This is a genomic window from Flagellimonas taeanensis (assembly GCF_003584105.1).
GTDB classification, from domain to species: domain Bacteria; phylum Bacteroidota; class Bacteroidia; order Flavobacteriales; family Flavobacteriaceae; genus Flagellimonas; species Flagellimonas taeanensis.
Map to the genome: position 1 here is coordinate 23350 of NZ_QXFO01000006.1, position 15006 is coordinate 38355.

Genomic DNA, 15006 nt, shown 5'->3' on the forward strand with positions numbered 1-15006 from the left:
GGGCCGCTTTTTCTTTTTATAGGTTCAAGTTCAGGCCTAACCGAAAATTTCGTCCCCTAGTGGTAAACCCAATGATTTCTGTGAAATCCTCGTTCAGCAAATTGTCCGCTGCCAAAAACACATTGAGTTTGTTCGAAATCAACTCGTGCCCCAGATATAGGTTCACCAATGAGAATGAATCCAACTCAACATCCGTAAAACTTACAAAGTCGGTATCGAACCGTTGGCCCGTGTAGGCATAGCTCAACGATACATTCGTTTTCTCGCACAATTGATACCCCAAGGTCACATTGGCCTTGTGCTTGGGAATACGGATGGCATTGTCTCCCTTGCGTTCCGTGAAGGTATAGTTGGCATCGATAGTCAGTGCATCAAAAGGAAACCATACTGCTTCCACTTCCACTCCATTCGCATCGATCTCATCAGCAATGTTGATGCTCCTAAAATTGACATCATACCCAATGGCATTCTTTTCATTTCTGTCAAAATACACCGTGCTGAGTCGCAACCTGTCGTTCACCTTGAATTCAAGTCCTCCCTCTATGGTCCTGTTTTCCTCGGGCTCCAAATCAGGATTTCCGCCAAATGCACCAAAAAGTTGGGTCAGGTTGGGCGTAATGTATGAAGTGGCATACGAACCGAGCAATTTCACATACCCGTTCGAGGTCTGGAACACATAGGACGGATTGACATTATACACCACATGGTTTCCATACTCCGAATGGTTGTTCAAACGCAGTCCGGCATTCAGGTTCAACCCAAAATCGGAAACATAGACCACATTGGCATAGGGATCTACAATGGTAAAATCCACATCTTCGGAAAAGACAGCTTCATCCTTGATATAATTCACACCAAGTATGGTATGCCACTGCTCCCCGAAAACATATTTGTTGTAGAGGTCCAACACCCAATTGCTTCCCTCAGAAACGCTTTCACCAAAGGTGTCTTTAGAGTTGGTCTCATAATCGGTAAGTGCCGTGTTCAGGTGTAGAGAACCTTTTCCATAAGTAAAAGAGGAGGACAACCCCACCCTTTCCTGTTCGTTTTTCCCTAGGTTCGGGGCGTCTGCATTCGATGCATCGTATTCGTTGCTGAACTTGGTCTGGTTGCCATAGACCGATACCTCAAAATCTTTGGAAAACTGATAGCCCAGCCTCACATTGGTACTATAGTGTGAAAAAACATCCTCTTCATTGTCCGGCGTTACCGCTGCAGACAAACCACTCTTGTATCGGTTGGAAAAGTCAACCGCATAGTTGAACTTGTTCAAAGTGCCATTCACATTGACCGCATTGCTGATGTTTCCCAGGTCATAGTTCTGGTCCTCTGCGGTCTGGTTGGTACCGATACTGGTACTGAAACTGCCGGAAATATCCTTTTTGGAACTCCTTTTTGTGGTGATGTTGATTACGGCCGTAGCTGCATTGGTACCGTACAAGGTGCTCGCCGCCCCTTTGATGATCTCTATGGACGCAATGTTCGTGGGAGACAACAACCGAAGGTCGTATTCCTGTGAAAATGTGGAAGGGTCGGACACCCTCACCCCATCGATGATCACCAAGACCTGTCTTCCCCGGCCACCACGGGCATAAACGCCCAAGACGTCACCGTCGCGGCCACGGCTACCGGCAATCTCAATGCCGCTCTTGGTGTTGATGATCTCGGCAACCGTCTTTCCTTGGCTGCGTTCCAGCTCTTTTGCGGTAATCTGGATTACTGTCTTTCCTGAATTCTCGCGCTTCAGTTCAAATTTTGAATCGCTCACAACAACCTCGTCCAGTTGCTGCACTTTTAGGGAATCCTGCTGTGTGTTTTGCGCAAGAAGTCCCTTGCCCGCCAACAGAACGGCCAATAACCAAAAATGATTTTTTTTCATTTCGTTTACGTGAATAAACGGGAGCATAGTATGGTTTCCATACGTAAACTTTTATCCCGAAAGTTTAACATTGTTTGTTTGAATTGGGCAGGTCTCCTGGCTCGTTTTATGTTGCTTTACCTTCCCATCCGCTTTACGGACAGTGGTATCGAAGAAAACAACATCCCTTCGGGGTGCCTTTATCTGGGCACAAACTTACAGTTGCGGGAACAGCTCCGGATTTGCACCGGATTCCCTTTTAATCGTACAGGAAAAATGTCCTGCACGAACCTAAATTCAGCGCGAAAGTAATCATTCTGTTCAATCTTTTTCTGCAAAAGTTAAATAATCTTACTTTTGGAACCATGGGAAGAAAACAGCTTTGCATAGGATTCATATTTGCCCTTTTAATCCTCAACGGGTGTGGTGAAAAGAAGGTTCCCCTTGCCGAAACCCCTATCAAAAAAGACCAAAACATCCGGCATGCCAAAGGATTTACCGTACACTCGGAAAATGAAGTCACCATCATAAAGGTCACGGCCCCATGGCCCGCAGCACAGCAGTCATTCACCTACGCTCTGGTCCCCAAGGAAAAATTGGCGTCCATGACCTTTCCAAGGGATGCTTACGATGCCATTGTGGCCACTCCCGTGGAAAAAATGGTGATCACCTCCACCACCCATATTCCCTCCTTGGAAGCATTGGACGAACTGAATGTGGTGGTCGGCTTTCCCAATACGGATTTTATCTCATCACCCAAAGCCAGGGAATTGGTGGATAATGGACAAATCCAGGAGCTGGGCATGAACGAAAGCATCAACACCGAGATTGCATTGGCCATGAAACCCGAAGTGGTGATGGGTTTTGGGATAAACGACACCAACAAGGCCTACGAAACGCTACTAAATGCAGGAATTGCTGTAGTTTACAACGGAGATTGGGTGGAACAGACGCCGCTGGGCAAAGCCGAATGGATCAAGTTCTTTGCACCTTTTTTTCAGAAGGAGCAGCAAGCGGACCGTATTTTCAAGGAAATTGAAACATCTTATATGGAAGCCAAACAATTGGCCCAAAAAGCAACGGAAAAGCCTAGCGTACTGACTGGCGGGCTCTATAAGGATGTTTGGTATGTGGCAGGAGGTCAAAGCTGGATGGCCCAATTCCTGAACGATGCCAACGCCAACTATCTCTGGGCCGACACCGAAGAAACGGGAAGTATCGGTCTGAGTTTGGAATCTGTACTGGAAAAGGCCCAAAAGGCCGATTTTTGGCTCAATCCCTCTTCCCAAACCTCATATGCCGAACTGGAAAGCGTGAACCCGCACCACAAGCAGTTTGAAGCCTTCTCCCAAAAGAAAATTTATTCCAACGCCATAGAAAAAGGAGCCAAAGGAGGTCTTATTTTTTATGAACTCGCCCCACAACGCCCCGATGTGGTCCTAAAGGATCTCATCACCATTTTGCACCCGGGGTTGCTGCCCGATCACGAACCCCGTTTCTTCAAGCCGTTACACTAAATGCAGGGAGCAGCTCCATATCGCCTTTCCTTTGTGCTTTTGGGCATTGCCTTGGTTCTCGCATGGTTGCTGAACATCAGCTCTGGGTCGGTGAATATTCCGTTTTCCGAAGTGGTTTCCATTCTTTCGGGGACCACAGCCCAAGTGGATACCTGGAACTACATCATCTGGGACTTTCGGGTACCCAAGGCATTTACTTCCATTTTGGTGGGCGGGGGACTTTCGCTGAGCGGACTTTTGATGCAGACCCTCTTCCGTAACCCATTGGCAGGGCCTTTTGTGCTGGGCATCAGTTCTGGGGCCAGTTTAGGGGCCGCACTCTTGCTTATGGGTACTTCACTGTTCGTTGGGATGGGCTCCTTGTCTTTTCTGAACGATGTTTCCATGGCCCTTGCAGCCAGCATCGGTAGCTTTTTGGTATTGGCCGTGGTGATGGTGGTCGCGCAACGTGTGAAGGACACCATGGCCCTTTTGATCATCGGGTTGATGTTCGGCAGCATCACCTCAGCAATCGTGAGTGTCCTGGCCTATTTTTCCAGCGCGGAAAGCCTCCAACGGTTTATTTTTTGGTCTTTCGGTAGTGTGGGCAACCTGAGTCCACAGCAAATCCTTTTGTTGACGGGCATCGTTTTGATAGGCATCTTGCTCAGCATCATTTCATTGAAACCATTGAACGCCTTTCTTTTGGGGGAACGCTATGCACAAAGCTTGGGAGTCTCCCTGAAACGGTCCCGGTTCATCATCATCATCGCAACCGGTCTATTGGCGGGCGGCATCACGGCTTTTGCCGGTCCCATAGCCTTTGTTGGGCTTGCCGTGCCACACCTTACCCGACAGCTATTTGATACCATGGAACACAAAGTGTTGGTTCCGGCCGTGTTCCTTTATGGAGCTATATTGATGCTGCTCTGTGACATGATCGCGCAATGGCCCAACTCGGCCAATGTGCTGCCCATCAATGCCATTACTTCTTTGGTGGGTGCACCCGTAGTGATATGGCTCTTGGTCCGAAAACGCAAAATGCTATTCTGATGGAAAACAAAGGCAAGAACATGCTTTCAACCAAAGGGCTATCCATCGGATATGGCAAAAAAATGGTGGCCAAGGACATCAACTTTTCCCTGGAACCAGGGGTGTTGTGCGGAATTGTAGGTATCAATGGCATAGGAAAATCCACCTTGCTCCGTACCTTGGGAAGGTTCCAGCCCAAATTATCGGGAAACATACAACTGGAAGGAAAAAACTTGGAGGACCACTCCCCTCCAGACCTTTCAAAAAAATTGAGCGTGGTGTTGACCGAACCACCTGCTTCCAAAAACCTTACCGTTGGGGAACTCATTGCATTGGGCAGACAGCCCTACACCAATTGGTTGGGCACCTTGTCCCCTGAAGACCAGAAACACGTGCAGGACAGTTTGGATGCCTTTTTATTGGATGGACTCAAGCACAGAAAATGCCACGAACTGAGTGATGGGCAATTGCAACGGGTGCTGATTGCACGCGCCATGGCCCAGGATACCCCAGTGATCATATTGGATGAGCCCACTACGCATTTGGACCTCTATCATAAGGTACAGATTTTGAAAATGCTGCAACAGTTGGCCCACAATCAACAAAAGACCATTCTTTTTTCCACCCATGAAATCGACCTTGCCATTCAATTGTGCGATAAAATCCTGATTTTGGATGGCGATGTCAACCCCTACGGCGAGCCTTGCGAACTGATTGAGCAAAGGCATTTTGAACGTTTGTTTCCTATGGAAATGGTACAGTTTGATGCGAAGACGGGAACATTTAAAATCACCAAATAATGCCCATGATCCGTTATCTTTATCCTTCAGAAACCATTACATGAGCACAGAATTGATCTACGTCATCATCGGAGTAATCGCTTTGGCCCTTGGGCTGTTCGGAGGCGTCTACATCCAAAAACTGAAGACCAAATCCACCGAAAGCGTATGGGGCGAGCGGGAACAGCAATTGCATGCTTCCATCAAATCCCTGAACGACAAATTGCTGCTCGGCGATGAGGAAAAGAAACAACTGCAACGGGAAAAGGAGCAGCAGGGCAACCAACTGGTACGTTATCAGGCCGATTTGGAGAACCTTCAGCGCACCAATAGGGAGCAGAAAGAAGAAGTGGAAAAGCTCCAGGAAAAGTTCACCAAGGAATTCGAGAACCTCGCCAACAAGATCTTGGAGGAAAAGAGCGAGAAATTTACGGAGCAGAACCAAAAGAACATCAAACTCATCCTAAACCCGCTTCAGGAAAAGATTCAACTATTTGAAAAAAAGGTAGAGGAAAACCAAAAAGAAAGTTTTGGCCTACACGCTGCCCTTAAGGAGCAATTGCTCCATTTGCAGACCCAGAACCTCAAGATCACCCAAGAGGCCGAAAACCTCACCAAGGCCCTCAAAGGTGATAGTAAGATGCAGGGAAATTGGGGGGAATTGGTGTTGGAACGCGTATTGGAAAAGTCTGGTCTTGAAAAAGATAGAGAGTACAGCGTTCAACAGAGCTTTACACGGGAGAATGGCGGAAGGGTCATGCCCGATGTGATCATCCACCTTCCCGACGGCAAGAAGATGGTCGTGGATTCCAAGGTTTCATTGACGGATTACGAACGCTACACCAATGCCAATGAGGAGGACAAACCCAAATTCCTGAAGGACCACATCAACTCCTTGAGAAGGCATGTGGAGCAGCTCTCCGCCAAAAAATACGAGGACCTATACGAGATGGAAAGTCCGGACTTTGTGCTGATGTTCGTTCCTATAGAACCAGCCTTTGCCATAGCCATCAACGAGGACAGTTCCATCTACAACAAGGCTTTTGAGCAGAATATAGTTATTGTCACCCCCTCTACTCTTCTGGCCACGCTCCGCACCATCGACAGTATGTGGAGCAATGAAAAACAGCACAGGAACGCCATCGAGATTGCCAAACAGGCCGGTGCCCTATACGACAAGTTTGAAGGTTTTGTATCCGATCTGACGAAGGTGGGCAAAAAAATGGACGAGGCCAAGGTCGAATATCGTGGGGCCATGAACAAACTGGTGGAGGGTCGAGGAAATATCGTGACCACCATCGAAAAATTGAAAAAAATGGGGGCGAAGGCCAAAAAAGCACTGCCTGAACCTATTTTGAAACGCGCCCAAGAGGACGACGAAGATTAAATCCGCTGACCATGAAAAAATTCCTGATTCTCTTTATTACTGCCATTGTACTTGGAACAGCGGCCTACTTTGCCTTTATTTACTACGTTCCGTTCAGTGAAGGGTACCGTTCCGGGGAGCTTATCAAATTCAGCCGACGCGGTGTCATCGCCAAAACCTGGGAAGGGCAGATCAGCCAAGGTCTCGGTGGCACCAATGTATTTTCTTTCTCCGTGGAAGACAAGGAAAAGGAAATCATCGAGAAAATGAAGGAATACCAAGGCCATTACATCAAAGTCACCTACAAAGAACGCTACGCCACCTTTTTCTGGTTGGGCGACACCAAATATTTCATTACAGAGGTACAGGAAGAAAAGTCACCTCTTTTTAGAAACTAGACACACCCCTTGCCCCTCTTATTAGAGGGGAACGGAACTTCCCTCCTAATAAGGAGGGATAGAGGGAGGTGTAGCCTCAAAATTTGAGATATAATCCTCTATCGTCCGTAGGACATTCTCCATATCCTTAAAAACCTGATGGTCCGAAAATCGGAGTACATGTATGCCCAGTTCGTTCAATCGATTCGTTTTTTTCACATCTTTTTCCCAAACTTCCAAGATTTCATGTGAATACCCATCCACTTCTATGGCAAGTTGCAACCTATTGCAAAAGAAATCAACGATATATTTATCAATCGGTTTTTGTCGGTGAAAATCATATCCATGCATTTGGTCCCTCTTCAACTTCTGCCACAAGAGCACTTCGGACCTAGTGGCATTGTTCCGCAATTGTCTTGCAAGTTCTTTTAGCTTTGGGTTATATTTGATAATCATTTCATTCTGCCATTGTTCCTTTTCAAAAGGGATTAAATCCCGACAAAATATGAAAAAATTCAAATCGTCCAAGGAAAGCAGGGTATCCATCACCGAACTGATGCTCCCCTCCCATTCCAATTTTGGAGGGAAGGTGCACGGGGGACACATCCTGAACCTGATGGACCAGATTGCCTTTGCCTGTGCCTCCAAACACTCCCAAAGTTATTGCGTGACCGCTTCGGTGAACCGGGTGGATTTCCTGAACCCCATCGATGTAGGGGAACTGGTCACGCTAAAAGCTTCCATCAACTACACTGGCAAGACTTCCATGGTGGTAGGGGTACGGGTAGAATCCGAAAAAGTGACCACTGGAGAGGTAAAACACTGTAATTCCTCCTATTTTACCATGGTAGCCAAGGGAAAGGACGGCAAGAACAAGACCGTTCCCGGCTTAATCTTGAAGACCAAACAGGACATTCGCCGTTTTGCCCGGAGCAAGGAACGAAAAGAATCCGCCTTCCAACGGGACAGCAAGTACGAATCGGCCAATTTTAAGGTGAACGATTTTCTGGAATTCCTACAAGGGGAGAATGTTATGATGGATTTTGATTAATCAACTTTTGAGTAGAAATCTGCAATATTTTTAATTTCTTGAAGATTTAGGTTCCACATGAAATTAATAAATTGTTGATAGCTCTCGGAATGCTCTTCTGGGTTGATCCTATCCAAGTATTTATTGGCTGTGTATGATTTCCTTGCTTTATATAGTTCATGGAATGCTTTACCCATCCATTCCTTATGGTATGCAACCCTATAATCCTGCTCTATTTTTATCAATGAAAGATAAATACAGAATCCATATTTTTTTAATAGGAACAGATTGGGTACCTCTTCTTTTTTTGCTACCAAACGTAAATTTTGATATTGGGGATTTTCAGAATTGGCCAAGGCGTCCTTTTCCTCAATGTCCAGTGATGCCGGAAATAAACTTTTAAGTTTTTCAACCCTTTCATTAATCTCAGGGTGTGAGCTAAGGGAATCCTTTGAAAATTTCTCTTCAAAGACATAATCGTATGTGGAAAAATCTTCCTGGACCAACCATTCCTGATTAAAGGGTTGACCGGGTAAATCAAAAACTTCACTATAAATTTTGACATTTAAGTCAGCAGGGGCAATGGTGTCGTGCAACAAAGAAAGTTCCAATGCCCTTAAAAAATGCGCTGGATCATATTTTGTGTTTCCGAGTAGCGACAACCCAATTGAGTCAGCTTCAAATTCACGTTTTCTTTTTTCTTCGCTATTATTGTAGAGTTTTTCCTTCAAAACGGTAAAAGCCAATTCTTGTTGGTTGTATCGGTTTTTTTTCAGGTCTCGAATTTCTTTTTTTGTTTTTTTTGAGTTTTCCTCTTCATAGGATTTCACCAAATACTGTTCTGAATGGTTCAATAGCTTGTGCCCTATTTCGTGGCATAGAATGGCCGCAAGTTGATCTTCCGATTCCAAATATTTTATTGTCCCAATGTTTACAACCATGGTTCCATTGACAAAACAAGAAGCGTTCAATGAAATATCCCGTGAGACCAATACTTGAAAATCCTCTGGTACATTTGGGTTGTCCTTGGATATCTCATTGTAGATTTCATCGATTTTTTCATTGATGGGGGTATTATAAATGTAAGTTCCCTTATCAATTCCATTTAGAAAAAACTCCATGAAATTTTCCAAATGTTCTTCCAACTTTCTGGACACATTGGAAGGGTATTTTGAACCAAAACTTGTTACAAGTTTGTTGATTTTACCCGTAAATACAGCTTTATTTTCGTCTCGATAATTGCCATCCAGAGTGTCCAGTGTAGAAAACTCCTGTGAAAAAGAAAAGGTTACCGTAAAAACCAACAAAAAAAAGCAAAAGAGTCTCAATCTTAATAGTTTAGTCTTTCCAATCGTATGGCGTTGTAAAATTCTTTCTTGTTATATTCATGTAACATAATGTAACCCCGCTTGGCTATCGAAGGGAATATGACATATTCTTCAGATTTTGATGCTATCTCCAATTCTTCACTTTTAAATTCGCCATCAATTATGGTACAAACCCCAAGGATTATATATTTCTGTTTCTCTTCTTCCCCTTGCCTTTTATCCGTATAGAAGAAGGCTATATCGTTATTCTCATCATTCAAAGATTGCCAAAACAAGAAATCGGAATAAGCGAATTTTGATTTTTCCTTTTCAATGCGGTCAATACGGTCTATGGTAAAGTCCGGGGTGGTCCTTATCAAAAAGAAATCCTTGTTCTTTTCGACGTTATATCCCCATATAACATTGACAGCACTTTTATATTCTTCGACAAGAATGTATGCTGAACCGTCCTCATTGACAAAAGATGCGATGGGATTCAACTTATAATTCCCACCTATTTCCCCAAACTTGTTCAACCGATCGATATCGCCCATCATATCTTCAAACAGAATATCATCCCATTGGACGGCATTATCATTTAGTCCAATTCTTGTTCGTCTATATCCAATTGGGGATCCTGAGGGATTGTTCAAAGCCCTAATATCAACCAAATATTTTTTTGTTTCCGTCCTTACCAGTACTTCCGGAGCAAACCTGTATTTATCCTCTATGTCAACATCCAAAACCTGCTCACCTGTCTCAATATTGAAACCCATTAATTTTTTCCAATGTAGGGTGTTGGCAATATTGGAGTTGGTGGATAGATAATTGGAAGTGGCATACTTCCTGTCAAAATAGGAAACAATGACATAGACGTTTTCGCTCTTTTTATAGTCCTTCCAGAACAAATCGACATTGTAAAATCCGTCTTTGGAACCACCGTTGTCTATCACCTTCTCCCATTTCATTGTTTTTGATTCATCAAACACCTTGATAGATACGTCATTAAAGAATTTTTTGTGTCTCTTCCTATCAAGCACCAATGAGTAATTGTTCCTTATCTTATATACATCACTGTCGTAGACATATCCCTTTTCCTTAAATTTCTGTATATCATCCCTCCTTTTCTCTTTGAATGTTTGGTATGTCCGACAATCTTCAAAAGCCCCATTTTCCTTATAACATTGAAACTTATAGGGCTTGGTTTCCCTAGATTTGAAATCGGCTTCAAGCATCTCTGAATATAAATATTGATACGAGTATACCCCATAATTATAGGGCAAAAGGACAATCTGCTGATCATAATTCATGAATACCTCAAAAGAATGTATCTTTTCTGATGCCGTAAAATCTATATTGGATACTTTGTTCAAGTTCCTATCCAACAAAATGACTTCAAAAGCTTTATTGTCATCATCAATTTCACCTTTGGAATAAATCGATACATAGCCATAAACGTCACTGTCAGGATCAATAATTACGTTAAATCCAACGTATTCACCAGATGACAAAGCAATTAAATCTTGGGATTGGGAGTAGCTGAGACTAATTGAGCAAAGTAAAATTGAAAGGGTAATTCCGATTCGCATGGTTGGTTGGTCAATGGTTGGTAATTTATCAAAATCCTTTACTAGAACGAATATTTGGTGAAATTATTTGTCAAATAAGGGAATGTCAAAAAATACCACTTTCAAAGCTTGGCCGCAGCCTCCGCATCCAAGAACCAAGCCAACTTCCCTGATTTTGGGTTGACCAACGACGCCGGATAAGTTTCCGAGCCTTTGGTTTTTTTGATGATGGCCTCCACTTTTTCCGCTTTTGATGCTCCCGTGACCAAAAAGGCCACTGCCTTAGCGGTGTTGATCACTTTTCCATTAATGGACACCCGTTTCTGGCCAGAATCGGGGTGTGTCGCCACCACACAATGGTCCGCAGCATCCCAAAGTTCAATTTGATGGGGGAAAATGGAAGCGGTATGGCCGTCATCGCCCATGCCCAAGATCACCAAATCGAATTGGGGCACATCTTCCACTCTATCCAAATCGATTTCCAAGAGATTAGCATAGCGCATGGCCTCACCTTCGGGGTCTTTTTCCCCTAAAATTCGGTTGATGTTCCCTTCGGGCACATCAATCTTGGAAAAGAGGTGTTCCACCGTCATTTTGTAATTGCTCTCATCGTCCGTTGGAGGCACACAACGCTCGTCACCCCAATAAAAGTGTACCTTGGTCCAATCCACCTTATCGGCAAAGCTTTTGGCGAGCACATCGAACACAATCTTTGGGGTGCTCCCCCCGGAAAGTGCCACGTGAAAAGCCTCATGTTCTGCAGCCTTTTCCACAAAATAGGTTGAAAACTGCTCTGCGACTTCGTTTTTGTCCTTATATATTTTTATTTCCATCTAAACATTTTTTGCATTCTCGACTTTTCCTTCGACTGCGCTCAGGATGACATCTCGAACTGACACCCGACTTCCGACTAACTACTGCAACTGTCTCCCGACACGAATTTCACTAATCTTCACGAATTGATGTTCAAACATCAGGCTTCCCCGCCTGCTGTGGGCAGGCGACTCCCAACTTCCGACTTCCGACTTCTGACTTCTGACTTCTGACTTCTGACTTCTGACTTCTGACTTCTAACAAATCACACAATAGCCTGGATCATCGGACAAATTCTCCCCTGGGTTGCGCCAAAAGCCATCGCCTTCGAACAGTTCATCGGCATTTTCAGGGCCCCATACACCCGCGGAATAACCATACATACGCACATCCTTGCCATTTTGCCAATAATTGAGAATGGGGTCAACAAACTCCCAAGCCGCCTCCACCTCATCCGCACGGGCATAAAGGGTGGCATCGCCTTGCATGGCATCCAATAACAAACGCTCGTAGGCTTCCATGACATAGGTCTGGGCCAGACTGGAATAATAAAAATCCAAGTTGGCACGCTCCACTTTAAAGCCCTGTCCAGGTACTTTGACCCCAAACTTGATCAAAATACCTTCATCAGGCTGGATGCGTATGATCAATTTATTGTCCCTATGCATCCCAGAATCCTTAAAAATCTGATGGTGCGGTGGTTTAAAATGAATGACAATCTCCGTGACCTTAGTGGGCATTCGTTTGGCGGTTCGAACATAAAAAGGGACCCCATGCCAGCGCCAATTGTCCACATAGAACTTGATGGCCGCATAGGTCTCTGTAGTGGAATTGGGGTCCACATCATCCTCTTCTCGATACCCCTTCACTTTTTTTCCATTTACAACAGAACCTACATACTGGGCCCGGATGGTATTGTCAAACAAGGTCTGTTCGTCTTCCATCACCCGAAGGGACTTGAGGGCCTTTACTTTTTCGTTGCGGATTTCCTCGGGCTGGTCACCAATGGGCGGTTCCATCACTACCAAGGATACGATTTGCAATAAGTGGTTCTGGAACATGTCTCGCAATGCACCCGATTTGTCATAATATCCGCCCCTCTTTTCTACCCCCACGCTCTCGGCATTGGTAATCTCCACATGTTGGATATAATTTCGGTTCCAAAGGGGTTCAAAAATACTATTGGAAAAGCGGGTCACCAACAGATTCTGCACCGTTTCCTTGCCTAAATAATGATCGATACGGTATATCTGCGGCTCGGTAAAATATTGATGAAGCCCTTTATTCAGGTTTTTGGCCGTTTCCAAACTATAGCCGAAAGGTTTCTCTACGATCAAACGTTTCCACCCGTTGTTTTGGGTGTTCATGCCTGCATCTGCCAAATTATGGGCAATCGTTTCATAAAGTGTGGGCGGTGTCGACAGGTAATAAATGATATTGCCCGAGGTATCGTGGGCCGCCTTCAGCTCTTCCACCCGCTTGCGCAAGCCTTTATAATCCGTGTCATAGCTTTTCCCGAGATCCTCATAGTAAAGTTTGTCCGCAAAACCCTTTACCTCTGTTTCATCAAGCTTCTTCAACTTGTGCTTTAAGTAATCACTATCATATACGACATGCTTGCGGAACGCATCATCGGTCATATCGCTTCGGCTTACTCCCAAAACCACAAAGTTATTGGGCAATTGTTTGGCCAGATACAGATTGAACAGGGCCGGGATCAGTTTTCTAGCGGTGAGATCTCCCGATGCCCCAAAAATCACAAGCATCTGGTTTTCGGTCTTTTTCATCATCCTTTTTTGGTTTCTGGCTGATTGGATCCAATACGTCTTCAGTGCTTTCCCCAATGAAGCCGTTTATTTTTTGAGCATGACGAATATAAGGTTTATTTTAGGTTCCTAATTCAAGTAATGGCTTACTTAGCGTTGTATTAACGCTGGTAATCGAAAAATAAACAAGATGGCAGATACGTATGATTTTGGCCTTGTGGGCCTTGGGGTAATGGGACGCAATTTTATTCTAAATGTGGCCGATAATGGATTTACCGCTTTTGGTAATGATTTGGATGAAGAAAAGGTTGGTGCATTGATCAACGAGGGAGGCAATACAGACAAAGTGAATGCCTCTTCCGACGTAAAAACCTTCGCAAATGCCCTGACCACACCCCGGAAAATCATGCTTTTGGTGCCGGCCGGAAAAGTGGTGGACATCGTCATTGAAAGTTTGTTGCCCCATTTGGACAAAGGTGACATCATCATTGATGGTGGAAATTCCTTTTTTACCGATACCGACCGTCGCGAAGCCTATTTGAAAGAAAAGGGCGTCAACTTTTTTGGTGCCGGGGTTTCAGGCGGCGCCAAAGGTGCCCGACGCGGTCCCAGCATCATGCCTGGAGGTTCCAAAGAGGCCTATCAGCACGTAAAACCCATTTTTGAAGCCGTTTCCGCCAAATACAAAGGTGAGCCTTGCGTGGCTTATCTGGGTCCGAAATCGGCCGGAAACTATGTGAAAATGGTACACAACGGCATCGAATACGGTTTGATGCAGCTCACCTCGGAAATCTATGACCTCTTGAAAAAAGCAGGCGGACTCTCCAATGCGGAACTGCACCAAACCTTTGCCCAATGGAACGAGGGCAGGCTACAATCCTTTTTGGTGGAGATCACTTCAGAAATCTTTGAGCAAAAAGACGACTTGGGCGATGGCGAACTCGTGGACAAAATCTTGGACAAGGCCAAACAAAAGGGAACCGGAAAATGGACCTCGCAAAATGCCATGGATTTGGGGATTCCCGTGCCCACTATCGATGTGGCCGTCAGCATGCGTGAACTTTCGGCTTTGAAGGAGGAACGTATAAAAGCGGATGCCCTTTATGATCGCCCAACACCAAAAACGGTAGACAAAGCTGATTTTATCTCCAAAGCGGAACAGGCATTGTATTTTGCCTTTATCATCACCTATGCGCAGGGCATGCACCAATTGGCCGATGCTTCCAAGGAATATGGCTACGAATTGGAACTGGGTGAAATAGCCAAAATTTGGAGGGCAGGTTGCATCATCCGAGCCGCTTTGTTGGCGGACATTACCGATGCCTACCAAGCCAATGAAAAATTGGAGAATCTACTGCTCTCCCCTTCCTTTGTAGAAAAAGTAAAAGGAACTGTGGGTGCGGCTAGAGAAATGACGGCTTATGGTGCCTTGAACGGGATTCCTTTGGCAGGACTCTCCAATGCCCTTACCTATTTTGATGCCTATACCAGCAGTAGATTGCCGCTGAACTTAATCCAAGCGCAGCGCGACTATTTTGGCTCGCATACCTATGAGCGTGTGGACCGCGAAGGGATTTTTCATACGGAGTGGGAAGAGTAAAAATTTTAAATTGC

At 44.9% G+C, this 15006-nt stretch carries 13 protein-coding genes and 1 riboswitch; of the genes, 7 read left to right on the forward strand and 6 right to left on the reverse strand.

Features of this window, described 5'->3' with window-relative positions; genetic code table 11:
- Window positions 1-16: 16 nt before the first annotated feature.
- A complete protein-coding gene (locus D2V93_RS01075; RefSeq protein ID WP_119618032.1) occupies window positions 17-1879 on the reverse strand; it encodes a TonB-dependent receptor plug domain-containing protein in 1863 nt (620 codons plus the stop codon).
- Window positions 1880-1948: 69 nt separating this feature from the next.
- Window positions 1949-2168, reverse strand: a riboswitch (cobalamin riboswitch).
- Between the two features lie 55 nt (window positions 2169-2223).
- Between D2V93_RS01075 and D2V93_RS01080 the strand changes: the two genes are divergently transcribed.
- From D2V93_RS01080 to D2V93_RS01100, 5 genes are read left to right on the forward strand one after another with little or no spacing between them, the layout of a single operon-like run.
- The gene (locus D2V93_RS01080) at window positions 2224-3375 is read left to right on the forward strand and encodes an ABC transporter substrate-binding protein (protein WP_119618033.1); all 1152 of its coding nucleotides are present in this window, start codon (window positions 2224-2226) and stop codon (window positions 3373-3375) included.
- Window positions 3376-4407 carry an iron ABC transporter permease gene (locus tag D2V93_RS01085; protein WP_119618034.1) on the forward strand — a complete coding sequence of 344 codons (1032 nt, stop codon included), beginning with the start codon at window positions 3376-3378 and terminating at the stop codon, window positions 4405-4407.
- Window positions 4407-5186 carry an ABC transporter ATP-binding protein gene (locus D2V93_RS01090; protein WP_119618035.1) on the forward strand — a complete coding sequence of 260 codons (780 nt, stop codon included), beginning with the start codon at window positions 4407-4409 and terminating at the stop codon, window positions 5184-5186. The genes D2V93_RS01085 and D2V93_RS01090 overlap by 1 nt, the downstream gene beginning before the upstream one ends.
- A 40-nt stretch (window positions 5187-5226) precedes the next feature.
- A complete protein-coding gene (locus D2V93_RS01095) occupies window positions 5227-6552 on the forward strand; it encodes a DNA recombination protein RmuC (RefSeq protein ID WP_119618036.1) in 1326 nt (441 codons plus the stop codon).
- A gap of 11 nt (window positions 6553-6563) precedes the next feature.
- Entirely contained in the window at window positions 6564-6929 is a 366-nt protein-coding gene (locus tag D2V93_RS01100; protein ID WP_072882483.1) for a 6-phosphogluconate dehydrogenase, read from the forward strand.
- Window positions 6930-6974: 45 nt separating this feature from the next.
- Here the strand turns inward: D2V93_RS01100 and D2V93_RS01105 are convergent, their stop codons facing one another.
- Complete coding sequence (locus D2V93_RS01105; RefSeq protein ID WP_119618209.1) at window positions 6975-7364, reverse strand: endonuclease domain-containing protein; 390 nt, start codon at window positions 7362-7364, stop codon at window positions 6975-6977.
- A gap of 49 nt (window positions 7365-7413) precedes the next feature.
- Here D2V93_RS01105 and D2V93_RS01110 point away from each other — a divergent pair, with 49 nt between their 5' ends.
- A complete protein-coding gene (locus tag D2V93_RS01110) occupies window positions 7414-7959 on the forward strand; it encodes an acyl-CoA thioesterase (RefSeq protein WP_072882729.1) in 546 nt (181 codons plus the stop codon).
- On the opposite strand, the gene D2V93_RS01115 is transcribed toward D2V93_RS01110, so the two are convergent.
- The 4 genes from D2V93_RS01115 to zwf all read right to left on the reverse strand — a co-directional run bounded on the left by D2V93_RS01115 (window position 7956) and on the right by zwf (window position 13413).
- Window positions 7956-9059, reverse strand: a complete 1104-nt coding sequence (locus D2V93_RS01115; RefSeq protein ID WP_245978061.1) for a M48 family metallopeptidase — start codon at window positions 9057-9059, stop codon at window positions 7956-7958. The genes D2V93_RS01110 and D2V93_RS01115 overlap by 4 nt on opposite strands.
- A 209-nt stretch (window positions 9060-9268) precedes the next feature.
- A complete protein-coding gene (locus D2V93_RS01120) occupies window positions 9269-10834 on the reverse strand; it encodes a hypothetical protein (protein ID WP_147377331.1) in 1566 nt (521 codons plus the stop codon).
- Window positions 10835-10935: 101 nt separating this feature from the next.
- Entirely contained in the window at window positions 10936-11646 is a 711-nt protein-coding gene (gene pgl / locus D2V93_RS01125) for a 6-phosphogluconolactonase (protein WP_119618039.1), read from the reverse strand.
- Window positions 11647-11883: 237 nt separating this feature from the next.
- Window positions 11884-13413 (reverse strand): glucose-6-phosphate dehydrogenase, encoded by a 1530-nt coding sequence (gene zwf / locus D2V93_RS01130; RefSeq protein ID WP_119618210.1) that lies wholly within the window; start codon window positions 13411-13413, stop codon window positions 11884-11886.
- A gap of 169 nt (window positions 13414-13582) precedes the next feature.
- Between zwf and gndA the strand changes: the two genes are divergently transcribed.
- The gene (gene gndA, locus D2V93_RS01135; protein WP_119618040.1) at window positions 13583-14992 is read left to right on the forward strand and encodes an NADP-dependent phosphogluconate dehydrogenase; all 1410 of its coding nucleotides are present in this window, start codon (window positions 13583-13585) and stop codon (window positions 14990-14992) included.
- The last annotated feature ends 14 nt before the right edge of the window (window positions 14993-15006 follow it).